Origin of the sequence: Massilia sp. CT11-137 (genome assembly GCF_047302885.1) — a bacterium.
Classification (GTDB): Bacteria; Pseudomonadota; Gammaproteobacteria; order Burkholderiales; family Burkholderiaceae_D; genus Telluria; species Telluria orientalis.
The window spans coordinates 90,950-114,478 of sequence record NZ_JBKYMP010000001.1 but is presented as its reverse complement, the minus strand read 5'-3'; the positions used below and the strand labels follow the sequence as shown (position 1 = coordinate 114,478).

Genomic DNA, 23,529 nt, shown 5'->3' with positions numbered 1-23,529 from the left:
GTGGGCACGGGGTGCCCACCCTACTTCTTGCTTGCCGTAGGGTGGGCTCCCCGAGCCCACCGTGCATTACGCAGCGCGTTTTTTGATGCTGCCGGAAAGTAGCTCCTGCCTGCGCGCCCGATACTCGGCCACGGCCTTCTCCTTGACGTGCCCGAAACCGCGGATCTGCTCCGGCAGTGCCGCCAGTTCGACGGCGACGCCGTGGTTCGCGGCATCCAGCGACGCCAGCTGCGCCTCGATCATGTCACGGTATTCGGTGACGAGGGCGCGCTCCATCTTGCGCTCGGCCGTGTAGCCGAACACGTCGAACGCCGTGCCGCGCAGTCCTTTCAGCTTCGCGAGCAGCTTGAACGCACCCCACATCCACGACCCGAATTCGGCTTTCACGAGGTGGCCCTTGGCATCCTTCTTCGCGAACAGCGGCGGGGCCAGGTTGAATTTCACGCTGAACTTGCCGTCGAACTGGCTTTGCAGCTGTTCCACGAAACGGCCGTCCGTGTACAGGCGCGCCACTTCGTACTCGTCCTTGTAGGCCATCAGCCTGGCATACGATTTCGCCACGGCCATCGAGAGCTTGTTGCCCAGCTTGAGCGCCGACTCGCGTTCGCGCACGCGCGCGACCAGCGTTTCGTACTGCGCCGCATAGGCCGCGTCCTGGTAACCGGTCAGGAATTCGACGCGTTTCCTGATCACGCTGTCGAGGCTCTGCGGCATTTGCAGCAACACCGGCTGCGCCGGGATCGCAGTGCGTTCGACGCGTTGCAGGTCGACGGCGGCGCGGCGGCCCCACAGGAAGCTGCGCTGGTTCGATGCGATGGCGACGCCGTTCAGTTCGATGGCACGCAGCAGCGATGCTTCCGACAGCGGCACGAGGCCCTTCTGCCACGCATAGCCCAGCATGAACAGGTTGGCGGCGATCGAATCGCCCATCAGCGCCGTCGCCAGCTTCGTCGCGTCGAGGAAGTCGACGCCGGCCTCGCCGCCGACCGCTTCCACGATCAGCGCACGGACCTGGTCGGCCGGGAATTCCCAATCTCTCTGCTGGGCGAAGGTGCCGGTCGGCTGCTCGTGCAGGTTGACGACGACCATCGTGCGGCCCGGGCGCATCTTCGAGATGGCGTCGGCCGCGCCGGCCGTCAGCATGTCGCAACCCAGCACGAGGTCGGCCTCGCCGGTCGCGATGCGCTGGGCGCGCAGGCGTTCCGGCGTCTCGGCGATCTTCACGTGCGACGTGACGGAGCCGTTCTTCTGGCTCATGCCCGTCATGTCCAGGACGGACGCACCCTTGCCTTCGAGGTGGGCCGCCATGCCCATCAGCGCGCCGACGGTGATGACGCCGGTGCCGCCGATGCCGTTGATCAGGATGTTGTAGGGCGCCGCGATCGAGGGGAGGGCGGGCGTCGGCAGCGGACCCCAGTCATCATCGCCATCCTTCCTGCTGGCGCCGGCCTTGTTCTTCTTCAGCGTGCCCCCTTCGACGGTGGCGAAGCTCGGGCAGAAGCCCTTGGCGCACGAATAATCCTTGTTGCACGCCGACTGGTCGATGGCGCGCTTGCGGCCGAATTCCGTTTCCTTCGGCAGGATCGAGACGCAGTTCGACTGCACGCCGCAATCGCCGCAGCCTTCGCACACGGCCTCGTTGATCACCATGCGTTTCGCCACGTCCGGGAACTCGCCCTTTTTGCGGCGCCGCCGTTTCTCGGCCGCGCAGGTCTGGTCGTAGATCAGGACCGTCACCCCGGGGATCTCGCGCAGCTCGCGCTGCACGTCGTCCATCCTGCTGCGGTCGTACAGCGTCACTTCCGCCGGCAGCGCGGAACGGTCTTCATAACGCGACAGGTCTTCCGTGACGAGTGCGATGCGCTTGACGCCTTCGGCCGCCATCTGGCGCGCGATCAGCGGCACGGACGTGGTGCCGTCGACCGGCTGGCCGCCCGTCATCGCGACTGCGTCGTTGTACAGGATTTTATAGGTGATGTTGACCTTGGCCGCGATGGCGGCGCGCACGGCGAGATAGCCCGAGTGGAAATAGGTGCCGTCGCCCAGGTTCTGGAACACGTGCGGCACCGTGGAGAACGCGGCCTGGCCGATCCACGGCGCGCCTTCGCCGCCCATGTGCGTCGTGAGCTTGTTCATCTCCGGGTAGATCGACGTGGCCATCACGTGGCAACCGATGCCGGCCAGCGCGAACGACCCTTCCGGCACCTTCGTCGACGTGTTGTGCGGGCAGCCGGAGCAGTAGAAAGCGGGGCGGAACGGCGTCGTCACGGCCTTTTTCAAGACCGCGTCCTTCGCTTCCAGGAACGCGAGACGGGCCTTGATCAGGTCGCGCGTGCGGTCGTCGAGGGCAAGGCGGGTGATGCGGCCGGCGATCACGCGCGCCACCTGCGCGACGGAGAAATCGGCCTTCGGCGGCAGCAGCCATTCGCCGCGCGGCGCGACCCATTCTCCCTTTTCGTCGAACTTGCCGATCACGCGCGGACGCACGTCGTCGCGCCAGTTATAGAGCTGTTCCTTGAGCTGGTATTCGACGACCTGGCGCTTCTCTTCGACGACGAGGATCTCGTCCAGGCCTTGCGCGAATTCGCGCACGCCTTCCGGCTCCAGCGGCCAGATCATCGCCACCTTGAACAGGCGCAGGCCGACTTGTGCCGCCATCGCTTCGTCGATGCCCAGTTCTTCCAGCGCTTCCAGCACGTCCACGTACGATTTACCCGACGCGATGATGCCGAGCTTCGCATCCGGGCTGTCGATCGTCGTGCGATTCAGCTTGTTTTCACGCGCATAGGCGAGCGCCGCATAGATCTTGTAGTCCTGCATCAGGGCTTCCTGATTGCGCGCCTGCTGGCCCAGCGGGATGGACGAGAGCTTCGTATTCAGCCCGCCTTCCGGCATCGCGAAGTCCTGCGGGATTTTCACGTCGACGCGGAACGGATCGGCGTCGACCGAGGCGCTGGATTCCACCGTGTCGGCCAGCGCCTTGAACGCGACGGCCAGGCCGGAAAAGCGCGACATCGCCCAGCCGTGCACGCCCAGGTCCAGGTATTCCTGCACGTTGGACGGATACAGCACGGGGATCATGCAGGCGGCGAAAATATGGTCGGACTGGTGCGGCAGGGTCGACGAATAGGCGCCGTGGTCGTCGCCCGCGACGAGCAGCACGCCGCCGTTCTTCGCCGTGCCGGCATGGTTCATGTGCTTGAAGACGTCGCCGCAGCGGTCCACGCCCGGACCTTTCGCGTACCACATCGCGAACACGCCGTCGTACTTCGCCGGGCCGATCAGGTCCACGGTCTGCGTGCCCCAGACGGCTGTCGCGGCCAGGTCCTCGTTCACGCCCGGCACGAACTGGATGGATTTCGCTTCCAGGTGACCCTTGGCCTTCCACAGGTTCTCGTCCAGGCCGCCCAGCGGCGAGCCGCGGTAGCCGGAGACGAAGCCCGCGGTGTTCAGGCCGGCCTGCTCGTCGCGCAGTTTCTGGATCATCGGCAGGCGCACGAGGGCTTGGATGCCGGACAGGAAGATCTTGCCGGAGGTGGCGGTGTACTTGTCGTCGAGGCTGACGTCTTTGAGGGGGGCGGGAACGGCGGGCACGGCAGGGATGGACGCGGATGCGCCCTGGCCCAGGACGGTGTCAGGCATGGTGTCTCCAAACTTTGTGTTTTCAGATGGACCCGTGCCGGAGGCGCGCCGGGTAGGCGCTGGCCGGAATGGGTCCGGGTGCCGCTTTGGCGGCTGTTACACCAAGTGTAGAGACAAGTTGACGTATACGGAAATACGGAATGGGGATGGAGCCATAAGAAAAAATGATGGCTCGGACTACACTTTCCGTGCGCCGATCCAGCGGCCCTCGGCGCACAGATCGTGCGCCACCTGGACCACGAGGCGGCTGACGGCCGCCGCCGCATTCGTGAGCGGGATATTGCGCGAGGTGCACAGGACGACGGTGCGCGCGATGGCGGGATCGCGGATGGCCAGCGCGCGCATGGCCCCGCGTTCGACCTCCGTCAGCACCGGCGCGACGGGCAGGATGGTGGCGCCCATGCCGGCGAGGATGGCCGATTTCAGGATCGCGATCGAGTTGATTTCGATGACGCCATGTGTGGCCAGACCCGCGGCGCGCGCCGTGCTTTCGATGCGCGGCCGCACGCCATGCTGCAGGCCCGGCAGGATCAGGGTGGTGTCCAACGCATCGCGCAGGGTCAGGCTGTCATGGCCCGCCGCGGCGGTCGCGTCGGCGCGGCAGATGAAGCGCAGTTCTTCCTCGACGAGCGGAATGGCGGTGAAGCTGCCGAGCTGGCCATCGTCGAACAGCACGGCCAGGTTGATGCGACCGGCACGCAACTGCTCGGCGAGGCTGCCGGTGATTTCCTCGGTCAGCTGAAGCGTGATTTCCGGGTAGCGCTGGCGGATGGCCGTCAACAGCGGCAGTGCGAGGGCGTCCGAAATACTGTGCGGCAGGCCGAGCGTGACGCTGCCCGATGGCCGTTCGGCCGATTGCACGACGGCGGCCTGCGCATCCGCCACCTGCTTGAGGATGGCTTGTGCATGTTCGTAGAACACTTTGCCGGCGTCGGTGTTGAGTACGCCTTGTGCCGAGCGATGCAGCAGTTGCACGCCCAATTCCTCTTCCAGCTGGCGCAATTGCTGGGTCAGCGCCGGCTGCGCCACGTGCAGGACCAGTGCGGCACGCGACAGCGACCCATGGTCCACGATGGCAACGAAATAGCGCAGCTGACGGAGTTCCATCTTGCAAATACTTGTATCTTTATGGCTACAAAACGCAACCAAAAGTTTATTATTAAAAAGTTTCCCGAGATCAAGTTGTTATACTTGAACGACGTCGGTCGCGGCGAGATTAACACACACCTTCTGGACGCCCATGCTCAAGAAAGTCGCTTCTTCCCGGTTGCGCGTAGGGATGTTCATCCATGACCTCGATTGCGGCTGGATGGAGCATCCTTTCGTCCGCAACCGCTTCCTCCTCACCTCCGAGGATGAGATCCGCAAGATCGTGACGTCCGGCATCCGCTCCGTGACGATCGACTGCACGCGCGGCCTGGACGTGGCCGATGCGCCGACGGTGGCGGAAGCGGAAGCCGCAACGGAGGCCGAGGTTGCCGCGATCGCCGCCAAACCGGTGGCGCCGCTGCGCACGACGCTGGCCGAGGAATTCGGCCGTGCCCTGGCGATCCGGCGCCAGGCCGCCGGCCTCGTCAAGACCGTGATGCAGGATGCGCGCCTGGGCAAGGCGGTGGAAATGGACAAGGTGTCGCCAATGGTCGAGAGCATCACCGCCTCGATCCTGCGCAATTCATCCGCGTTGCTGGGGCTGTCCGCCATCAAGACCAAGGACGATTACACATTCCTGCACTCGGTCAGCGTCTGCACCCTGTTGGTCGCCTTCTGTCGTTCGCGCAAGCTGGATGCCGCGACCACGTACCAGGCCGGTCTCGGCGGCCTGCTGCACGATACGGGCAAGGCCCTGGTGCCGGACGCCATCCTGAACAAGCCGGGCCGCCTGACCGACGAGGAATTCGAGATCGTGCGCCGCCACCCCAGGGACGGCTACGACATCCTGCGCCGTTCGTCCGAGATCGGTCCGATCCCTCTCGACATCACCTTGCACCACCACGAGCGGCGCGACGGCACGGGTTATCCGGACCGCCAGGGCGAACAGGAGATCAGCGAGCTCGCGCAGATGGCCGCGATCGTCGACGTCTACGATGCCATCACGGCCGATCGCTGCTACCACAAGGGCATCCCGGCGGCCGAGGCGCTGCGCAAGATGTACGAGTGGAGCAAATTCCATTTCAATCCCGCGCTGACGCAGGAATTCATGCGTTGCGTCGGCATTTATCCGGTCGGGACGCTCGTCCTGCTGGAATCTGGCCGGCTGGCCGTGGTCGTCGAGCCGCACGAAACGAGTCTGCTCACGCCCAAGGTCAACGTGTTCTACAGCACGAAGAGCCAGACTTATATCAAGCCGGAGACGGTGGACCTGGCGCGTGGCGTGGGCTTCGGGGGCGCCGACAAGATCGTGCGCCACGAATCGCCCGACAAATGGCAGGTCGACCCGCTGCGTTTCCTGCAGGTGGCCTGAGCCTCAGAAGAATTCGGCGGTGTCGTTGGAGGCGACGGTCTGCAGCAGGCCGTGCGCGACGAGGTCGTCGTAATGGCAGGCGCGGTTGCGCCCATTGCTTTTCGCGTAGTACAGCGCCTGGTCGGCGTGGCCCAGCGTGACCACAGGCGAATCGTATGCGCTGATGCTGACGAAGCCGACGCTGACCGTCACCCGTCCCACCTGCGGGAAGACATGGCTCTCGACGTTGATGCGGAAGCGCTCGATGATCTTCCAGGCATTGTCGAGCGTGGTCGAGCGCAGCAGCACGACGAACTCTTCGCCGCCGAAGCGGAACACGCGGTCCTGGGCGCGGAACGACGATTGCAGCAGGTTTGCGATCAGGATCAGCACTTCGTCGCCGTACAGGTGGCCGAACTTGTCGTTGACGGCCTTGAAATGGTCGACGTCGACGACGGCCAGCCATTGCTTTTCCTGGGCATGGTGCTGGCGCCGCTCCGGCTGGCCCGGCAGGCGCGGATCCCGTTCGTGGGCATTCTGCAGCATGCGCGCCAGCTGGTCGTCGAACGTCTTGCGGTTGAGCAGGCCGGTCAGCGAATCGCGCTCGCTGTAGTCGAGCAGGTTCTGGAAATTCCGGTAGACGCCAACGATGCCACCGATCACGTACACGGTCTCGTGCGAAAACGCCTTGTCGTCGCGGATTTCCAGGCACGTCGTGGCCTTGTCGCCGAACCAGATCGGCAGCCATAGCACGCGCATGCCGTCGGCCGTGATCGCTTCCGCGCTCGCTTGGCGCTCGGCCAGGCAGCGTTTGAGTTCGGGGAGGGCGGCCACCGGTTCGCCCAGCACGCCGTCCTGCGATTCTTCCAGGCGCGCCGCACCGCCCTGCACGATGGTCGCGCGCGCACGTAGATATTGCTGTCCCGACACGGTCGTGATGGCCAGTATGCGCGTCTGCGCCGCACCGGCCAGCTCCTGCACTGCCGAGATCACGGAAATATCGAGCATCGCGTGATCGCGGTGGCCGGTCATGTCCACCATGTGTTTCAGAAGCGAATCCATGTCGTTCTCAGCAATGTAATCAACCGACCTGCAGGCTGGGCACAGCCGCCGTCGCGTTCGCAGGTATCAGGCGTTTCACAAAGAGCAAGCGAAACAGGATATAGCGTTTTTGCATTCTAAGCAATTATGCAAATGCAATTTTTTTAGCCTGAGTGAATTTTCTCAAAACCAAACTGCAACGTGCTCCCCCCGACTAGGGGAATTTTGATTCCATCACGCAAAAAATAGTTCCGCGAAGCAAAGTTGTTGATGGTCAAGTTGCCGCGTGGCATCAAAACTTATAGTGAACTCACTGGCACGGAACGCAGCAAGTCAACTGGAAGTGGTGACTTGACCAGCGTCGCCGGCTGGTAGCTGTCCTTATTAACCCACCATATGGGAGTTTGTCATGAGCAACTTCATCTCCGCAGTCAAAACCTTCGCTGCTGACGAGAACGGTGTAACGGCCATCGAGTATGGCTTGATCGCCGCCCTGATCGGCGTGGCGATGGCTGCTGCGGCAACAACCGTCGGTGAGAAAGTGGAAGGGGTATTCACCTACGTCGCAGGCAAGCTGGTTACCCCGTAATCGTCATGCCGTGGTAGCCCTCCGGGTCCCCGAGCCCGGGGGGCTTTTTTTTGGGAGCCGTCATGCAAATCGACCAATACCGCGATGCGCTGCTGCTGCTCATGGTCAGTATTGCCGCCGTCAACGACCTGGCCACGCGGCGTATCCCGAACCGTCTTCTGTTCGCCGGCATGACCGGTGCGCTGTTCCTCCACCTGCTGTCCCCCGAACCGGGCGCGGCCCTGCTGTCCGCCGTCGGCGGCATGCTGCTGGGCCTGGTCATCTTCCTGCCGTTCTACCTGGTGCGAGGAATGGCGGCGGGCGACGTCAAGATGATGGCCGTGATCGGCTTCTTCACCGGTCCGGCCGAAGCATTCCAGATCGCCGTTTTTACATGGTGTGCCGGGGGGGTGATGGCGCTCTTGCTGATACTGCTGCGCAGTCGCCTGCGACTGGCCCTCGTCAACATCGGCCACCTGCTGTCCGGACTCATCGTACCGGGCACGAAATTAGCCGACATGACGCTCCCGCAAACTGCCGGTTCGATGCCCTACGGGCTGGCCATCGCGGCCGGCACGATCGTCGTTCTGGTCACTCAATATGGATGAGCCCGCTCTTGGTAAAGCTCAAGGGTGGCCAAAAGACCGGTCGCTAGAATCATTCTGACCTGTTTCGGAAAACAAGCAAGGCAAGGGGGTTCCGATGTTTGAAACGCTATCGACAGACAATACCGCGGCGGGATTTCGTGCCGCGCAGCTCGCGCCTGCGGGCGGTCCGGAGATCGCGCCAGTCCTGCCGCGCCAGGCAAAGACCGTGCGCGATACCGGACTCGAACCGCGCTTCGTGACGGACCTGGTGCTCAAGGCAATCCAGGCCGGCGGCAAGACCCCGTTGACCCATCTGGCCGGCAAGCTGCGGCTGTCGATCAGCGTGCTGCGCGAGGTCCTCAATCCACTGATCGCGGAACAGCAGGTGGAAGTGGCCTGGTGCGGCGAGTCGGACATCGACATGCAATACCAGCTGACCGCGTATGGCCAGCGCGGCGCCGCCGACGCGATGGCGCGCTGCGGCTATGTCGGCCCGGCTCCTGTCACGCTCGCATCGTATCGCGCCGTGGTCGAACGCCAGGCGTTGCGCCATGCGGACGTGGAGCGCATCACACCCGCGCAACTGGCGGGTGCGCTGGGCGACGAGGGCCTGTCGCAGGCCGCGCGCGACGTGCTGGGCGCGGCGCTGTACGCGCGCCGTTCGCTGCTGTTGTACGGACCGTCCGGCGGCGGCAAGACGACGCTGGCGCGCAAGCTCGGGCGCCTGCTGCCGGGCCCTATCGCGGTGCCGTATGCACTGATGGCCGGGCGCCAGGTGATCCGCCTGTACGATCCCGCCGTCCACGTGGCGCCGCCGCCGGTCGCGCGCCAGCAGGAAGAACGGCGCAGTTGCGATGCGCGCTGGACCGTGTGCCAGCGTCCGCTCGTCCACGTCGGCGCCGAACTGGGGCGCGACATGCTCGACCTGCGCTATGACGCGGAGCAGGGCGTGTACCACGCGCCGCCGCACCTGCAGGCGAACAACGGGATGCTGGTACTCGACGACGTGGGCCGCCAGCGCATCGCCGCGGCCGAGCTGCTGAACCGCTTCATCGGTCCGCTGGATGCGGGGACCGACCAATTGTCGCTGCAGGGCGGTCAGGCGGAACTGGTACCGTTCGATGCCGCCGTGGTGTTCGCAACCAACCTGGCCCCGACCAGCGTTTTCGATGACGCCGCGCTGCGCCGCATCGGCTACAAGGCCGACATCGGCGCCTGGTCGGCAAATGCCTACCGCGCCCTGTTGTGCCGCCAGTGCCGGCTGCGCCGCATCGATGTCGAGGACACTGCGGTCGACCACCTGATCGAGCGGCTGCACCCGCAATCCGGGCGCGCGCTGCTGGCCTGCTACCCGGGCGAACTGCTCGACCGGGTCGCCGATTTCGCCGGTTTCGCCGGGACCGAAGCGCGTCTCACGGTTGCGGCGGTCGAGCAAGCCTGGCGCAGCATGTTCATCGCTTGCGCGACGGAGATTCAAAAATGAAGAACAAGCGTGCCATCCTCGTCATGACCGTCGCGATCCTGTTCGGATTCGCGGCCGTCGTGTTCGCATCGCGCTGGCTGCTGAAGCAGCCGGGCAGCAGCAGCGGCCGCATCGTCGTGGCCGCCGCCGACATCAGTCTCGGCCAGCGCCTGACGCCCGAGATGTTCAAGCTGGCCGACTGGCCCGCCAACAGCGTGCCAAAAGGTGCTTTCACGGATCCGCAGAAACTCGGCGGCCGCGTTCTCAAGACGAACCTGCTGATGGGCGAGCCGGTCAGCGAGACCAAGCTGGCGCCGGCCGGCACGCTCGGCGGCTTGTCGGCACTGATCACGGAAGGCAAACGTGCGATCACGGTGCGCGTGAACGACGTGATCGGCGTGGCGGGCTTCGCGCTGCCGGGCAACTACGTCGACATCATCGTCAGCACCCAGAAGGACGTGCCGCCCGGGACCGATGCCCGCCAGCAGAACATCTCGAAGATCGTGCTGGAGCGGATTCTCGTGCTGGCGGTCGCCCAGGAAGTCAACCGCGACGAGACCAAGCCGAAGGTCGTCAACGCGGTCACGCTGGAAGTGACGCCGGAGCAGGCCGAAAAGCTCGACCTGGCGCGCAGCGTGGGCACGCTGTCGCTGGCCCTGCGCAACCAGGTCGATCCGCAGTCGGCCAGTACCGAAGGCGCGACCAAGCTCACGCTGCTGCCCGAGGCGCCGCCGCCGGCGCCGCGCAAGCCCGCGCCCAAGCCGGCACCCACGGCTCGTCCCGCGCCGGCGTTGGTCAAGGTGGCGGCGCCGGTGCGGCGTGATTGCGTCACCGTGCTCAACGGCCTGCGCATGTCGCAGGAGTGCTTCTGAACTTCATCCAGGGTAAAGCCATGAACGGATGCTTGACGCCATCACCGCTGTTTCGCTGCCTGTTCGTCGCCGGCCTGGCGCTGGCGGCCGCCGGACCCGCAGGGGCGGCCGCCAAATCGAAAGCCCAGTCCGCAGACAACCCGACCGGCGCCGCGCCGCTGCGTGCCGAGGCCGGGCCCAATTGCAAGGGCGAGGCCGCGAAGCCGGCCCAGCTGGCCCTGCAGATCGGCAAGTCCAGCCTGATGCGCCTGCCCGAACCGGTCCAGCACCGCAGTGTCGGCAATCCGCTCGTCGTGCAGGCCCTGATGGTGGCGCCCGACACGCTGTACATCGCCGGCGTCGACGTGGGTACGACCAACATGATCATCCAGGGCAAGAGCGGCCTGTGCAGCGTACTCGACATCACCGTGGCCATGGACCCGTCGGCCCTGGCGGCGATGCTGGCCACCGCCATGCCGGACGAGCACGACATCAAGGTGCTGGCCGCGTCGGACGCGCTGGTGCTGACCGGCACCGTGAGTGACGCGAGTGCCGCGGCACGCGCCGTCGAACTGGCCTCCGCCTACGTGCGGCGTCCGCTTCGCGGGCTGGCGGTGCCCGACAAGGAAGACGCCGCGAGCCAGAACCAGCGCGACAGCCAGAACCAGGGCGGCGCGGTGGCGGCCACCGCGCGGGTGGTCAATATGCTGGGCGTGCGCGCGCCCCAGCAGGTGCAGCTGGAAGTCAAGATCGCCGAAGTGTCGAAGAGCCTGCTCGACCGCCTGGAAGGCGGCGCCAGGTGGACCTTCAGTTCCGGCAGTTGGGGCGCCATGCTGCTGTCGAATTTCATCACTGGCACGGCCCATGGAGCGCTCACGGTGGGCAAGAGTGCCGACCGAAACTTCTCCGCCGCGGCCGAGAAGCAGGATGGCCTGGTGCGCGTGCTGGCCGAGCCGAACGTGATGGCGATCAGCGGCCAGGAAGGCACCTTCCTCGTGGGCGGTAAATTCTATATCCCGGTCGCGCAGGACAACAACCGGGTAACCCTGGAAGAGAAGGAATTCGGCGTCGGCCTGCGTTTTACCCCGACGGTACTGGGCGGCGGACGCATCAACCTGCGCGTGGCGCCCGAGGTGTCGGAGCTGTCGCGCGAAGGCATCGGCCTGTCGGCCACCGGGTTCAACGGGACCGCCATCCTGCCGGTCGTGACGACGCGCCGCGCCACCACCACGGTCCAGCTGTACGACGGCCAGAGCTTCGCGATCGGTGGCCTGATCAAGAGCAACCTGGTCGCCAACCTGAAAGGACTGCCGGTGCTGGGCGAGCTGCCCGTGCTGGGCGCCCTGTTCCGCAGCGCGGATTATCAACAGGACCGCACCGAGCTGGTGTTCGTGATCACCGCCCACCTCGTCAAGCCCCTGTCCGGCAACGGCTACTCGCTCCCGACCGACAAGGTGGGCGAGCCGTCGCGCGCCGGCGTGATGCTCGGCGGCTTCCTGGAAGGGCCGGCGCCGGCGACGCCAACGGCGGCCGTGTCGACCCCGGCGCCGGCCGCACCGCCTGCGCAGAGCGCGGGCGGCTTCGAACTGAAATAGGAGAGAGCGATGGCCATCGGATGCAAGCGAATCGCATGTGCGGCGCTGTCGGGCATGCTGCTGTACGGGTGCGACACAACCCCGCGCTTCAACGAACACTTCGGCACGGCCGTGCGGGCCAACGTGGCGGCGCAGATGCTCGATCCTGCCGCGGCGGCTAATACGGATCCAGCCACGGGCATGGAAGGCAAGGCCGCCGTCATCGCCCAGGAGCGCTACGAGAATTCGTTCAAGGAACCGGAGAAACCGATCAAGGCACTGGTCGTCGGCGGGGTGGGCAGCAAGTGAGTCGTCCGCGCTTTTTCAATGACATGATTTTGACCGAACGCCGTCCCAAGGACCACGATGAAAGCCTTTCTGATCAGCCGCGACACCCAGCTTTACGCGGAGATCGCCTCCCAGGGTGCCGCACGCGTACCGCCGCTGCATGTCGCCGCCAGCCGCGCCAGCCTGCGCGATGCGCTCGATCGTCCGCTGCCTGATGGTCCGAGCCTGATCATCGTCGATATCAGCGATGCGGATGCCGCCGACGGCGACTTGCTGGAACGCCTGACCCGCCACTACTCGGCAGCGCATTTCATGCTGCTGACCGACAATCATCACCCCGACCTCCTGATCCGTGCCATGCGCGCCGGCGTGCGCGAAGTGCTGCAACTGCCGCTGGTGCACCGCGCGCTGCACGAGGCGATTGACCGTATTGCAGCCAGCGCCGGCGTGGCCGCGACGCGCGACGGGAAGATACTCGCCTTCATCGCCTGCAAGGGCGGCAGCGGCGCCACCTTCATCTCCACCAATTTCGGCTACGCGCTGGCCACGCTGGCGGACAAGAAGGTGTTGCTGATCGATTTGCATCGCCAGTTCGGCGACGCCACGCTGTACGTGTCGGACCAGAGACCGGCCATGACGCTGTCCGACGTGTGCCAGCAGATCGCGCGCATCGACGGGCCGTTCCTGGAATCGTGCCTCGTCCACGTGGCGCCCGGCTTCGGCGTGCTGGCGGCCGCCGACGACCCGGGCCAGACGACCGAGGCGAAACCCGAACACATCGACACGATCCTGCGCGTCGCACGCCAGCATTACGACTACATCCTGCTCGACGTCGGGCGCCAGATCGACGCGGTGTCGCTGCGCGCTCTCGACAGCACCGACGCCATCTACCCGGTGCTGCAGCTGGCCCTGCCGGACATCCGCGACGCCCGGCGCCTGCTCGACATCTTCCGCTCGCTCGGCTATCTGACGGACCACATCCGCCTGATCGTCAATCGCTACGAAAAGGGCGGCAAGCTGCGCCTGGCGGACCTGCACGCGGCGCTGGGCGCAGAAGTACTGCACACCGTCCCCAACGATTACATCGCCGTCACCGACTCCGTCAACCAGGGCATTCCGGTGCTGCAGCTGTCGCGCGGCAGCGCCGCCGCGCGCAGCCTGGCCGACCTGGTCGAAGTGGTGACCGCACGCCGCATTCCCGAGGCGAAGGGTCTGTTCGACCGCCTGTTCGGGCGCGGCGAAGACGATTGATCTTTTCAAGGAGCCGTCCATGTCCCTGCGCGAACGCCTGTCCGTGAAGGACGAGGAGCGCCAGCATCAGCCCGTAGCGGCTGCGGCGCAACAAGCCTATGCGGAACTGAAGAAAACGATGCACCAGATGATCCTCGACCGGATCGACCTGGAGCGCCTGAAGCGCCTGACGAGCGAGCAGTTCAAGCACGAGCTGGCGCTGCTGGTCCAGCGCATCATCGAGGAAGAGCGCATCGTGCTGAACCAGCAGGAGCGCCACCACCTCGTGCTCGATATCCAGCATGAGATGCTCGGCTTCGGCCCGCTCGAACCGCTGCTGAACGATCCGACCATCTCGGACATCCTCGTCAACACCTACGACAAGGTGTACGTCGAACGGCGCGGCCGCCTGGAACTGACCGACGTGTCGTTCCACGACAACGCGCACCTCATGAAGATCATCGAGAAGATCGTCTCGCGCGTCGGCCGGCGCGTGGACGAATCGAGTCCGATGGTCGATGCGCGCCTGCCGGACGGTTCGCGCGTCAACGCGATCATCCCGCCGCTCGCGGTCGACGGGCCGCTGGTGTCGATCCGGCGTTTCGGCGCGACGCCGCTCACGGTACAGAACCTGCTCGACTATAAAAGCGTCACGCCGCCGATGATCAAGGTCCTCGAGAGCCTCGGCCTCGCCAAGGTGAACATCCTGATCTCGGGCGGCACCGGCAGCGGCAAGACGACGATGCTGAACCTGATCTCCGGCTTCATTCCGGGCAACGAGCGCATCGTGACGATCGAGGATGCGGCCGAACTCCAGCTGCGCCAGCCGCACGTCGTGCGCCTCGAGACGCGCCCCCCCAACATCGAAGGGAAGGGCGAAGTGACGCAGCGCGCGCTCGTGCGCAACTCGTTGCGCATGCGCCCGGACCGCATCATCCTGGGCGAGGTGCGCGGACCGGAAGCGCTGGACATGCTGCAGGCCATGAACACGGGCCACGAAGGCTCGCTCGCGACCATCCACGCGAACACGCCGCGCGACGCCCTGGCGCGGCTGGAAAACATGGTCGGCATGGCCGGCGTGAGCCTGACGCCGCGCGCCATCCGCCAGCAGATCGCTTCCGCCATCACCGTGATCCTGCAGGCCTCGCGCCTGGCCGACGGCACGCGCAAGGTCGTCAGCATGCAGGAAATCACCGGCATGGAAGGCGACATCATCTCGATGCAGGAAATCTTCCGCTTCGAGCAGACGGGCATCGACGCCGACGGCAAGGTGCAGGGCCATTTCTGCGCCACCGGCGTACGGCCGCGCTTCGCCGACCGGCTGCGCATGTTCGGCGCCGCGGTGCCCGATGACACCTTCGATCCCGACCGCGTGTTCACCTGAACCGCATCGCCGCGAAAGTCACGCATGGACATCCTCTTCTACGGATTCATCGTCTTCCTGTTCGCCGCCGTCATCCTCGGCATCGAAGGCGTCTATCTATGGTGGGTGAGCACGCATGGCGCCAGCGCCCAGCGGATCGCACGCCGGTTGCAGCTGATGTCGGGGAACCAGGGCCGCAGCGCCGAACGCATCTCGATCCTGAAGTCGCGCCGCTTCGGCCGGCACGATCTCGTCGACCGCCTGCTGCAGCGCTTCCGCTTCGCGCACCGCCTCGACAGGCTCCTGGTGCAGTCCGGCATCGCGTGGTCGGTCGAGCGCTTCCTGCTGTGCTCCGTCGCGACGATGCTGGCGGCCACCTACCTCGTGATGCAGTGGCCGATGCCGCTGCCGGTGCGCCTCGCGATCGTCCTGCTGTGCGTCCACGTGCCGCTGCTGCTGGTGCGGCGCGCGCGCATGCGCCGCCTCGTGCGCATCGAGGAGCAACTGCCCGACGCCGCCGACTTCATCGCGCGCGCGCTGCGTGCGGGGCACTCGTTTTCAAACGTGCTGCAAATCGTCGGCAACGAATTGCCGGAACCGCTCAGCGGCGAGTTCCGCATCGCGCGCGAGGAAATCAACTACGGCGTGCCGCTGGGCGAAGCGTTGCACAACATGGCGGCGCGCATTCCACTGACCGACCTGCGTTACCTCGTCATCGCCATCCTGATCCAGCGCGAGACCGGCGGCAACCTGGCCGAGATCCTCAGCAACATCGGCCACATCATCCGTGGCCGGCTGCGGCTGGCGGCGCAGGTCCGCGTCCTGTCGGCCGAAGGGCGCATGTCGGCCTGGATCCTCGGGCTGCTGCCGTTTGCCGTGGGGGGCATGCTGGTACTGGTGAATCCCACGTACGTCAAGGTGCTGTGGACCGATCCGCTGGGCGTGAACATGCTTTGGACGGCGCTGGTCATGATCATCATCGGCGTGATCTGGCTGAAGAAGGTGATCCGCATCCACATCTGAGGAGACATCGATGACTCGCGCGCAGTTGCTGTTCCTGTTGATCGTCTTCTTGGTCGTCTGCTGCCTCGCGTGGCTTGCGGCGGTGCTGTTCGCGCCCGCCGCACTGCGTGCCCGGCTGGCGAGCTTCATGGGCCGTGCGAACGAGGACCAGACGGAACGCAGCGGCTGGATCGAACGCGTGGCGCGCGCCGCCAAGCCGCTCACCAAACTGTCGGTGCCGGAGGAGGGCTGGGAAAAGTCGGCGCTGCGCACGCGCTTCATGAACGCCGGCTGGCGCAACCCGGCGGCGCCGACGCTGTACTTCGCATCGAAGACGGCCCTCGCGCTGGGCCTGCCCGCGCTGGTCGGCATCGTACTGGCTTTCGTGCCCGCCACCATTGCCGAGCTCGGCGTTCTGTTCCTGCTGCTGCTCGCGGCGACGTGCGGCTACTACCTGCCGAACACGATCCTCGACCGCGTCGTCAAGCGCCGCAAGCGCGACATCTTCGAGAACATTCCCGACGCGCTCGACCTGCTTACCGTGTGCGTGGAGGCGGGCCTGAGCCTCGAGCGCGCGTTTGTCAAGGTCGCCGCCGAGATCCACATCAAGAGCGTCACGCTGGGCCAGGAACTGCAACTGGTGCTGATGGAGATGCGCGCCGGCTTCAGCAAGGAAAAAGCGTTGCGCAATTTCGCGCTGCGCGTGGGGCTGGACGACGTCGACTCGCTCGTCGCCATGCTGATCCAGTCCGAGCGTTTCGGCACCAGCATCGGCGACGCCTTGCGCGTGTATTCGGAAACGCTGCGCGGCAAGCGCCGCATCGTGGCGGAAGAGGCGGCCGCCAAGATCGGGTTGAAACTGTTGTTTCCCCTCATCTTCTGCATCTTCCCGACCCTGTTGGTGGTACTGCTGGGGCCTGCCGGCATCCAGATTACCAAGCTCTTCGGCAGCGCCCTCGGTCATTCCAACTGAACGAACGGAGATTGTCATGCGCGCGCGTACCCGTCTCTACAACCTGCCATTGTTGTGCAGCGGCGTGCTGCTGCTGGCCTGCAGCAGTCCACCGCCGCAGCCGTACGCCGGCCCGCCGGCATCCCCGGCGGCGGACGACAGTTATCTGCAAGGCCGCAACCTGTACCTCGCGCGCCGCTACGGCGACGCAATCGCCGCCTACCAGGCCGCGCTGCGCGTCGACGCCAGGCACGTCAATGCGCGCAACGCTCTGGCGATCGCCTACGCCGAGCAGCGCGATTTCGCGCGCGCGATCCCGATCTGGCGCGATCTGACCCGTGACGTCACCATGGCATCCGGTCCCGCATCCGCTTTCCTGTTTTCCAACCTGGGCTATGCGTACCTGCTCAGCGGCGACCTCGACGCGGCCCAGGTCGCGCTCGAAAAAGCCTGCCTGCTCGATCCGCTCAACCACCGCGCCTGGCAATACCTGGGCGAGACGCTGCTCAAGGTAGGCCAGGAAGAGCGCGGCGAGCAGATGCTGCGCCAGGCCGAAGCCTTGCGCGAACACGACTTCCGCGCCGATTATGCGACGGCGAACGGCGGCACGCGCCTGCCGGCCATCGAGCAGGCGGTCCGGACCGACCGGCGCTCCGACGACGACGCATGGGCGTCCGTCGAAGTGATCCGCAGGGACGACGGCATCCTCGAATTACGCCGCACACCGGCAAAAGCCGCCGCGCTGCACAGCGCGCCCGCCGCCGGCGCGGCCGCCCAGCCGCTCGCACCGGAAGCGGTCGCCAGGCTCGAGATCAGTAACGGCAACGGCCGCCAGGGCCTAGCGCGGCTCGTATCGCGCCAACTGAGCGATCCGGGACTGAAAGTGGTGCGCCTGACGAATGAAAAACGATTCGACGTGCGCCAGACGCGCGTCGAGTACCAGCCGGCGTTCCGGATGGCGGCGGAACGCCTGGCCCGGCATGTCGGCACGGGCGAGCCGGTCGAGGTCGGCCTCCCAGGGCACGCCGACGTGCGCCTCGTCATCGGCCACGATTTGCCGCTGCAGCGCATCGTCGCAAGACCGCCGACGGGTCCGCTGATGGCGCAGGCTGGCCGGGCCGATGCCCCCTGAACGTGGCAGTGCCGTTTTCACAACAGTAGCGGGCGACAGGCTCCACCGAAATTCGGAATAATAAAATTCTTGATAACTCGGGAGAATCGCCATGAAGCTCACTCGTTTTCAGTCCGCCATTGCCCAGTCAGTTCTCGCAACCTCGCTGCTGGTGTCGCTCGCAGCCTGCGCGCCGACGCCGACCCGCGAAGGCACGGGCGAATACATCGACGATTCCGTGATCACCGGCAAGGTGAAAGCGGCCTTCGCCGCCGATCCGACGGTCAAGGCGACCCAGGTGCAGGTGGAAACCTTCAAGGGCACGGTGCAACTGAGCGGCTTTGTCGATTCGCGCGAATCCGCCCAGAAAGCCGTGGAAATCGCGCGTGGCGTGAACGGCGTGAAGGCCGTCAAGAACGACACGGTCATCCGCTGACTTATTGCCAGCTCACCTTGCCGAAGCCATTCGTCGTCGCGTTGCGCGTGGCCGGCTTGCCGTAGACGGTGGCCGAGCCCATGCCGCTCAGATTGACGTTGGCCGCCGTCTTCGCGTACACGCTGGCGCCACCGAGGCCGGTCATATCCAGGTCGACGGTTTCTGCGCGTAATTGTTGAGCGTCGAGACCGCCGACGCCGCCCAGTTGCGCGCGCAAGACCTTGGTCTGGCCGGCCACGGTGATATGGCCGGCGCCGCCCAGGTGCAGTTCGATACGGTCGGCCTGGCCGGGATTCAGCGTGAGACCGCCGACGCCGCCCAGGCGCGCGTCGACGTCGCGATATTGTCCCGTGAAGCGCACGGCGCCGGCGCCGTCCAGCGCGAGCTTCAGCTTGTCGCCGCTGAAGCCGGAGACCTCGCTCGATCCAACGCCCTGCGACACGAATTCACGCAGGTTCGGTACGGTAAGATCGGCGCGCAACTCGTTCTTGCTGTTGCCTTCGAAACGGGTATTGTTTTCCATGTCGATCACGAGCGTGTCGCCGCGCTGCGTGGTCGTTACCTTCGTCACATAACGGCGTTCGCCGGACACCACGAGCGACGGCGTCGGTCCCTGGTGCAGGTTCAGGCGGATCACGCCGCCCAGGCGTACCTTCGATACGTTCGCATCCACGGTGCGGTTTTCGCGGACGAGGTCGTCGGCCAGGGCATGCGCGCTCAGGGCCAGGGTCGTGGCGAGGAAGGCGCTCTTGATCAGGTTGTTCATGTTCGGGGTCTCCAAATAGTGGTCTGATGGAATCACTATAGGCAAACACCTCGTAGGCAACCTGTCGATTGCGACAGAACGCAGCATTGGCGGTACAGGCCGTGAAATCGCCGCGCCATGCTGCCCTCAAGCATGCACGTCGTCCCAGGACAAGCCGAAGCGCGCCAGATACTTCTTGAGACGGTCAGCATCGTTCGGCTGGCGCTTGGCCGTGCGCGAGACGGCAAACAGCTTGCGGCCCGCGTCCGACAGCGACTGCGACTGGCGGCAGATCCCCACCACGGCCTGCAGTTGCAGTGCGTCGAACTGGTCGAGCTGCGCCGCCGCGTCCGTGCCCAGCAGCGCGTCGAGATCGGTCGCTGCCTGGGCGACGTCGCGGAAGGGCCGCCAGAGCTGCCGCAAGCGCTTGATTTCGTCCTCGACGATGGCGTCATTGATCCGGCCGGACTCGGCCAGCGTTGCCATGCGGGTGATCGACGCGGAAAGGTCGCGGAAGTTCCCCGTCCAGCGCGCTTCCTGCGACATCGCAAACCGCATGTAGCGGTCGCGGGCCTCCTTGTTGAAGCGGACCATCTGCCCATGTTCGGCGCCGAATTCGCGCAACAAGTACTCGATGTTCGGTTCGATGTCTTCGCCGCGCTCGACGAGGCCCGGCAATTCATACGTCCACAGATTAATCCTGGCAAACAGGTCTTCACGGAAGCGGCCATGGACGACCTCGCGGCCCAGGTCGCGATTGGTGCCGGCGATCAGCTGGAAGTCGCTGTGCACCTCGTGGTCGCCGCCGACCGGCAGAAAACGCTTCTCCTCGATCGCCTTGAGCAGCATGGCCTGTTCATCGAGACCCAGTTCGCCGATCTCGTCCAGGAACAGCACACCCTTGTCGGCCGTGCGCAGCAGGCCGCTGCGCTCCGACATCGCGCCCGTGAAAGCGCCCTTGACGTGGCCGAACAGCGTCGAACCCGCGCCGTCGCCATGCAGCGTCGCGCAATTGATCTCGACGAAGCGTCCAGCCGCTCGGCGGCGCGTCTTCTTGAGCTCGTACAGGCGACGCGCGAGGAATGATTTGCCGGCGCCGGTGGGCCCCATCAACAGGATCGGTGCGCGCGACTTGATCGCCACGCGCTCGATCTCGTCGATCATCGTGTTGAAGCGCACGTTGCGGGTGGCGATGCCAGATTTCAGGAACGCCACGGCATCCTGCTGTTCCCGCGAGAAGCGCCGGGCGATCTGGTCATATTTCGACAGGTCGAGGTCGATCAGCGCCAGCGTGCCGGGCGCACCGGGCGCATGCCGGCGCGGTGGCGACGTCTGCAGCAGGCAACCCGGGAAATAGCGCGCTTCGGTCATCAGGAACATGCAGATCTGGACCACGTGCGTGCCGGTCGTGATGTGAACCCAGTATTCCTCCCGGTCGGGCTCGAATGGATAGGCGCGCGCGAAGTCGAACAGGGCGCCGTAGACCTGCTCGAAATCCCAGGGATCGTCGATATCCACCCGGCGCGGCACGATGCTGGTTTCCGGCGATACGGTGCCGATGTCCTGCATGACCTGGTCGAGCAGCGGAGTCGGCTCGCCGTTGTACAGCAGTTCCAGGCGGTCGATGACCACATCCTCATGCTGGGTCAACGCGACGGTCGGCCGCCATTTCTCCCAGCGCGCGCTGCCCTTGCCGTTGTCGAGCTGGGTGCCGATGAAGCCGATGACCACGGTGTTCTTCTTTTTCATGAATATAAATTTTTATAAATTAGGATAAATTTATCATGAAGGTCCGGCCCTGCCGCAGCGACGGACCAACAATAAATGTTCTGGATAATCAGCGGCTTGGCGCCATCTTCAGGACGCGACGAGGAGGTGGCACGCCGTTTGCAATGGAAGGGGTAGAGCAACGAGACACACATGGAGAGAGCAACGATGAAATCCGAACACTACGATGTCCTGAACGTGGACGGCGGCCGTCCGGTCAAGATGTGGACGCGCGGCGTCCCGGTCGAGGAAGGTGCCAAACAACAGCTGGCCAACACGGCGCGCATGCCGTTCATCTACAAGCACATGGCGGCGATGCCCGACGTCCACCTGGGCAAGGGCTCGACGATCGGCAGCGTGATCCCGACGCTTGGCGCCGTGATCCCGGCCGCCGTCGGCGTCGATATCGGCTGCGGCATGATGGCCGCCAAGACGACCTTGAGCGCGAACGACCTGCCCGACAACCTGGGCTCGCTGCGCAGCGCCATCGAGCGCTCGGTGCCGCACGGGATGTCGCCGAAGACGCGTGGATTCAAGGGACGCGACAAAGGATCGTGGGACACCCCGCCGCAGGCCGTCGACCAGGCGTGGATGGCGCTGAAGGACGAGTTCGACGTCATCTGCCAGAAGACGCCGAAGCTGAAGAACACGAACAACTACAAGCACCTGGGGACACTCGGCACCGGCAACCACTTCATCGAGATCTGCCTGGACGAGCAGGGCTTCGTGTGGTTCATGCTGCACTCCGGCTCGCGTGGCGTCGGCAATGCGATCGGCTCGCACTTCATCGAAGTCGCCAAGCAGGACATGCGCACGCACCTGGCGAACCTGCCCGACCAGGACCTGGCCTATCTGAAGGAAGGCACACGACACTACGACGACTACGTCGAAGCGGTCGGCTGGGCGCAGAAGTTCGCACGCATGAACCGCGAAGTGATGATGCAGAACCTGATCGCGGCCGTACGCACGGTCATCAGGAAGCCGTTCGAGACGCACGTGGAAGCGGTGAATTGCCACCACAACTACGTGCAGAAGGAACATCACTTCGGCAAGGACGTGCTGGTCACGCGCAAGGGCGCCGTGTCGGCGCGCGAGGGCGAGCTGGGTATCATTCCGGGATCGATGGGCGCCAGGAGCTACATCGTGCGCGGCAAGGGCAACCCGGAGAGCTTCCACAGCTGCAGCCACGGCGCCGGCCGTACCATGAGCCGTACCGAGGCCAAACGCCGCTATTCGGTCGACGACCAGGTGCGCGCCACCGAGGGCGTCGAATGCCGCAAGGATGCCGGCGTGATCGACGAGATCCCGATGGCCTACAAGGACATCGACGCCGTGATGCAAGCACAGAGCGACCTCGTCGAAGTTGTGCATACCCTGAAGCAGATCGTCTGCGTCAAGGGATGAAATGAGAGGATGAAAGGACATGGCATGATCGAACTGGATGGCGCGGCCGGCGAGGGCGGCGGGCAAATCCTGCGCAGCGCGCTGACGCTCGCCATGATCACGGGGCGGTCCTTCCGCATCCGGAACATCCGCGCGAATCGCGCCAGGCCCGGCCTGATGCGCCAGCACCTCGTGGCCGTGCAGGCGGCCTTGCAGGTGTGCGGGGGCGACGCGACGGGCGCCGTACTCGGCAGCCAGGACCTGACGTTCGTGCCGGGGCCGATCACCGGCGGCGACTATGAATTCGCCATCGGCACGGCCGGGAGCTGCACCCTGGTGCTGCAGACCGTGCTGCCGGCCCTGCTGAAGGCGGATCAGCCGTCGACCTTGCGGCTCGCGGGCGGGACGCACAACCCCATGGCGCCGCCCGTGCAATTCCTGCAGCGCGCCTGGTGCCCACGCCTGGCCGAGATGGGCGCCCGCATCGAAATCCACCTGGAGCGTTTCGGGTTTTATCCGGCCGGCGGCGGCATCGTCGTCGCCCGCGCGGAGCCATGCGCGCTGCTCCGGCCGCACATGTGGATGACGCGCGGCGAGCGCCGTGCCGCGTACGCCGAGGCGTTCGTGGCCGGCATTCCGGGACGGGTCGGGCAGCGCGAACTGGAATGCGTCGGCAGGGCCATGAACTGGGGCGAGGACCAGCTACGGATACGCGCCCTGCCGGCCGATCAGGGTCCGGGCAACGCCTTGATGCTGACCCTCGACTACGAACATGCGACGGAGGTGTTCACGGCGTTCGGCGAAAAGTCCGTCACGTCCGAACAGGTGGCGCGCCAGGTCGTGCAGCGCGCGCGCAAGTACCTGATGTCGCACGCGGCATTCGCGGAATATCTTGCCGACCAGATGATGCTCCCGCTCGCGCTGGCCGGCGGAGGGGGTTTTACGCTGGACGAGGTGTCGATGCATGCGCGTACCAACGCACAGGTGATCGAGACGTTCCTGCCTGTGCGGTTCACGTTCGATCGGCTTGATGGTGTCGACCGCTGTACGGTAATGCGCAATGATGTCGGATAACTTTACATTCTCT

At 65.4% G+C, this 23,529-nt stretch carries 20 protein-coding genes; 15 read left to right on the top strand and 5 right to left on the bottom strand.

Going from position 1 to position 23,529, the window contains the following annotated elements:
• Positions 1-66: 66 nt before the first annotated feature.
• A complete protein-coding gene (locus ACEN98_RS00545; RefSeq protein WP_413380566.1) occupies positions 67-3,642 on the bottom strand; it encodes an indolepyruvate ferredoxin oxidoreductase family protein in 3,576 nt (1,191 codons plus the stop codon).
• Between the two features lie 177 nt (positions 3,643-3,819).
• Positions 3,820-4,749, bottom strand: a complete 930-nt coding sequence (locus tag ACEN98_RS00540) for a LysR substrate-binding domain-containing protein (protein WP_413380564.1) — start codon at positions 4,747-4,749, stop codon at positions 3,820-3,822.
• Positions 4,750-4,882: 133 nt separating this feature from the next.
• Here ACEN98_RS00540 and ACEN98_RS00535 point away from each other — a divergent pair, with 133 nt between their 5' ends.
• Positions 4,883-6,103: an HD-GYP domain-containing protein gene (locus tag ACEN98_RS00535; protein ID WP_413380562.1), complete on the top strand. Its 1,221-nt coding sequence runs from the start codon at positions 4,883-4,885 to the stop codon at positions 6,101-6,103.
• A gap of 3 nt (positions 6,104-6,106) precedes the next feature.
• Here ACEN98_RS00535 and ACEN98_RS00530 read toward each other — a convergent pair whose 3' ends face one another.
• The gene (locus ACEN98_RS00530; protein ID WP_413380560.1) at positions 6,107-7,144 is read right to left on the bottom strand and encodes a GGDEF domain-containing protein; all 1,038 of its coding nucleotides are present in this window, start codon (positions 7,142-7,144) and stop codon (positions 6,107-6,109) included.
• Between the two features lie 388 nt (positions 7,145-7,532).
• Between ACEN98_RS00530 and ACEN98_RS00525 the strand changes: the two genes are divergently transcribed.
• From ACEN98_RS00525 to ACEN98_RS00470, 12 genes are all read left to right on the top strand, one after another.
• Complete coding sequence (locus tag ACEN98_RS00525) at positions 7,533-7,712, top strand: Flp family type IVb pilin (RefSeq protein WP_056134270.1); 180 nt, start codon at positions 7,533-7,535, stop codon at positions 7,710-7,712.
• A gap of 62 nt (positions 7,713-7,774) precedes the next feature.
• On the top strand, positions 7,775-8,299 hold the full coding sequence (locus ACEN98_RS00520; RefSeq protein ID WP_413380558.1) for a prepilin peptidase: 525 nt from the start codon (positions 7,775-7,777) through the stop codon (positions 8,297-8,299).
• 94 nt (positions 8,300-8,393) lie between these two features.
• The gene (locus ACEN98_RS00515; RefSeq protein WP_413380556.1) at positions 8,394-9,761 is read left to right on the top strand and encodes an ATP-binding protein; all 1,368 of its coding nucleotides are present in this window, start codon (positions 8,394-8,396) and stop codon (positions 9,759-9,761) included.
• Positions 9,758-10,612, top strand: a complete 855-nt coding sequence (gene cpaB / locus ACEN98_RS00510) for a Flp pilus assembly protein CpaB (protein WP_413380554.1) — start codon at positions 9,758-9,760, stop codon at positions 10,610-10,612. The genes ACEN98_RS00515 and cpaB overlap by 4 nt, the downstream gene beginning before the upstream one ends.
• A gap of 20 nt (positions 10,613-10,632) precedes the next feature.
• On the top strand, positions 10,633-12,186 hold the full coding sequence (locus ACEN98_RS00505; protein ID WP_413380552.1) for a type II and III secretion system protein family protein: 1,554 nt from the start codon (positions 10,633-10,635) through the stop codon (positions 12,184-12,186).
• A 9-nt stretch (positions 12,187-12,195) separates the two neighbouring features.
• Positions 12,196-12,474: a hypothetical protein gene (locus tag ACEN98_RS00500; RefSeq protein WP_413380550.1), complete on the top strand. Its 279-nt coding sequence runs from the start codon at positions 12,196-12,198 to the stop codon at positions 12,472-12,474.
• Positions 12,475-12,531: 57 nt separating this feature from the next.
• A complete protein-coding gene (locus ACEN98_RS00495; RefSeq protein WP_413336858.1) occupies positions 12,532-13,704 on the top strand; it encodes an AAA family ATPase in 1,173 nt (390 codons plus the stop codon).
• A gap of 19 nt (positions 13,705-13,723) precedes the next feature.
• On the top strand, positions 13,724-15,067 hold the full coding sequence (locus ACEN98_RS00490; protein WP_413380548.1) for a CpaF family protein: 1,344 nt from the start codon (positions 13,724-13,726) through the stop codon (positions 15,065-15,067).
• A gap of 24 nt (positions 15,068-15,091) precedes the next feature.
• Positions 15,092-16,069 (top strand): type II secretion system F family protein, encoded by a 978-nt coding sequence (locus ACEN98_RS00485; RefSeq protein ID WP_413336860.1) that lies wholly within the window; start codon positions 15,092-15,094, stop codon positions 16,067-16,069.
• A 10-nt stretch (positions 16,070-16,079) separates the two neighbouring features.
• Entirely contained in the window at positions 16,080-17,021 is a 942-nt protein-coding gene (locus ACEN98_RS00480) for a type II secretion system F family protein (RefSeq protein WP_413380546.1), read from the top strand.
• 16 nt (positions 17,022-17,037) lie between these two features.
• Positions 17,038-18,132 (top strand): LytR C-terminal domain-containing protein, encoded by a 1,095-nt coding sequence (locus ACEN98_RS00475; RefSeq protein WP_413380544.1) that lies wholly within the window; start codon positions 17,038-17,040, stop codon positions 18,130-18,132.
• Between the two features lie 91 nt (positions 18,133-18,223).
• Positions 18,224-18,547, top strand: a complete 324-nt coding sequence (locus ACEN98_RS00470; RefSeq protein WP_413336863.1) for a BON domain-containing protein — start codon at positions 18,224-18,226, stop codon at positions 18,545-18,547.
• A 1-nt stretch (position 18,548) separates the two neighbouring features.
• On the opposite strand, the gene ACEN98_RS00465 is transcribed toward ACEN98_RS00470, so the two are convergent.
• Entirely contained in the window at positions 18,549-19,313 is a 765-nt protein-coding gene (locus ACEN98_RS00465; protein ID WP_413380541.1) for a GIN domain-containing protein, read from the bottom strand.
• Positions 19,314-19,439: 126 nt separating this feature from the next.
• Positions 19,440-21,041 (bottom strand): RNA repair transcriptional activator RtcR, encoded by a 1,602-nt coding sequence (gene rtcR, locus ACEN98_RS00460; protein WP_413380538.1) that lies wholly within the window; start codon positions 21,039-21,041, stop codon positions 19,440-19,442.
• A gap of 186 nt (positions 21,042-21,227) precedes the next feature.
• Between rtcR and ACEN98_RS00455 the strand changes: the two genes are divergently transcribed.
• Both ACEN98_RS00455 and rtcA read left to right on the top strand, forming a co-directional pair.
• Entirely contained in the window at positions 21,228-22,463 is a 1,236-nt protein-coding gene (locus ACEN98_RS00455) for an RtcB family protein (protein WP_413380535.1), read from the top strand.
• A 24-nt stretch (positions 22,464-22,487) separates the two neighbouring features.
• The gene (gene rtcA, locus ACEN98_RS00450; RefSeq protein WP_413380533.1) at positions 22,488-23,516 is read left to right on the top strand and encodes an RNA 3'-terminal phosphate cyclase; all 1,029 of its coding nucleotides are present in this window, start codon (positions 22,488-22,490) and stop codon (positions 23,514-23,516) included.
• Positions 23,517-23,529: the final 13 nt, after the last annotated feature.

Coding starts and splice junctions, on each gene's coding strand:
- rtcA (WP_413380533.1), top strand. CDS start 22,488: ATGATCGAACTGGATGGCGCGGCCGGCGAGGGCGGCGGGCAAATCCTG.
- ACEN98_RS00470 (WP_413336863.1), top strand. CDS start 18,224: ATGAAGCTCACTCGTTTTCAGTCCGCCATTGCCCAGTCAGTTCTCGCA.
- cpaB (WP_413380554.1), top strand. CDS start 9,758: ATGAAGAACAAGCGTGCCATCCTCGTCATGACCGTCGCGATCCTGTTC.
- ACEN98_RS00475 (WP_413380544.1), top strand. CDS start 17,038: ATGCGCGCGCGTACCCGTCTCTACAACCTGCCATTGTTGTGCAGCGGC.
- ACEN98_RS00465 (WP_413380541.1), bottom strand. CDS start 19,313: ATGAACAACCTGATCAAGAGCGCCTTCCTCGCCACGACCCTGGCCCTG.
- rtcR (WP_413380538.1), bottom strand. CDS start 21,041: ATGAAAAAGAAGAACACCGTGGTCATCGGCTTCATCGGCACCCAGCTC.
- ACEN98_RS00515 (WP_413380556.1), top strand. CDS start 8,394: ATGTTTGAAACGCTATCGACAGACAATACCGCGGCGGGATTTCGTGCC.
- ACEN98_RS00485 (WP_413336860.1), top strand. CDS start 15,092: ATGGACATCCTCTTCTACGGATTCATCGTCTTCCTGTTCGCCGCCGTC.
- ACEN98_RS00520 (WP_413380558.1), top strand. CDS start 7,775: ATGCAAATCGACCAATACCGCGATGCGCTGCTGCTGCTCATGGTCAGT.
- ACEN98_RS00545 (WP_413380566.1), bottom strand. CDS start 3,642: ATGCCTGACACCGTCCTGGGCCAGGGCGCATCCGCGTCCATCCCTGCC.
- ACEN98_RS00490 (WP_413380548.1), top strand. CDS start 13,724: ATGTCCCTGCGCGAACGCCTGTCCGTGAAGGACGAGGAGCGCCAGCAT.
- ACEN98_RS00480 (WP_413380546.1), top strand. CDS start 16,080: ATGACTCGCGCGCAGTTGCTGTTCCTGTTGATCGTCTTCTTGGTCGTC.
- ACEN98_RS00455 (WP_413380535.1), top strand. CDS start 21,228: ATGAAATCCGAACACTACGATGTCCTGAACGTGGACGGCGGCCGTCCG.
- ACEN98_RS00530 (WP_413380560.1), bottom strand. CDS start 7,144: ATGGATTCGCTTCTGAAACACATGGTGGACATGACCGGCCACCGCGAT.
- ACEN98_RS00525 (WP_056134270.1), top strand. CDS start 7,533: ATGAGCAACTTCATCTCCGCAGTCAAAACCTTCGCTGCTGACGAGAAC.
- ACEN98_RS00495 (WP_413336858.1), top strand. CDS start 12,532: ATGAAAGCCTTTCTGATCAGCCGCGACACCCAGCTTTACGCGGAGATC.
- ACEN98_RS00535 (WP_413380562.1), top strand. CDS start 4,883: ATGCTCAAGAAAGTCGCTTCTTCCCGGTTGCGCGTAGGGATGTTCATC.
- ACEN98_RS00505 (WP_413380552.1), top strand. CDS start 10,633: ATGAACGGATGCTTGACGCCATCACCGCTGTTTCGCTGCCTGTTCGTC.
- ACEN98_RS00500 (WP_413380550.1), top strand. CDS start 12,196: ATGGCCATCGGATGCAAGCGAATCGCATGTGCGGCGCTGTCGGGCATG.
- ACEN98_RS00540 (WP_413380564.1), bottom strand. CDS start 4,749: ATGGAACTCCGTCAGCTGCGCTATTTCGTTGCCATCGTGGACCATGGG.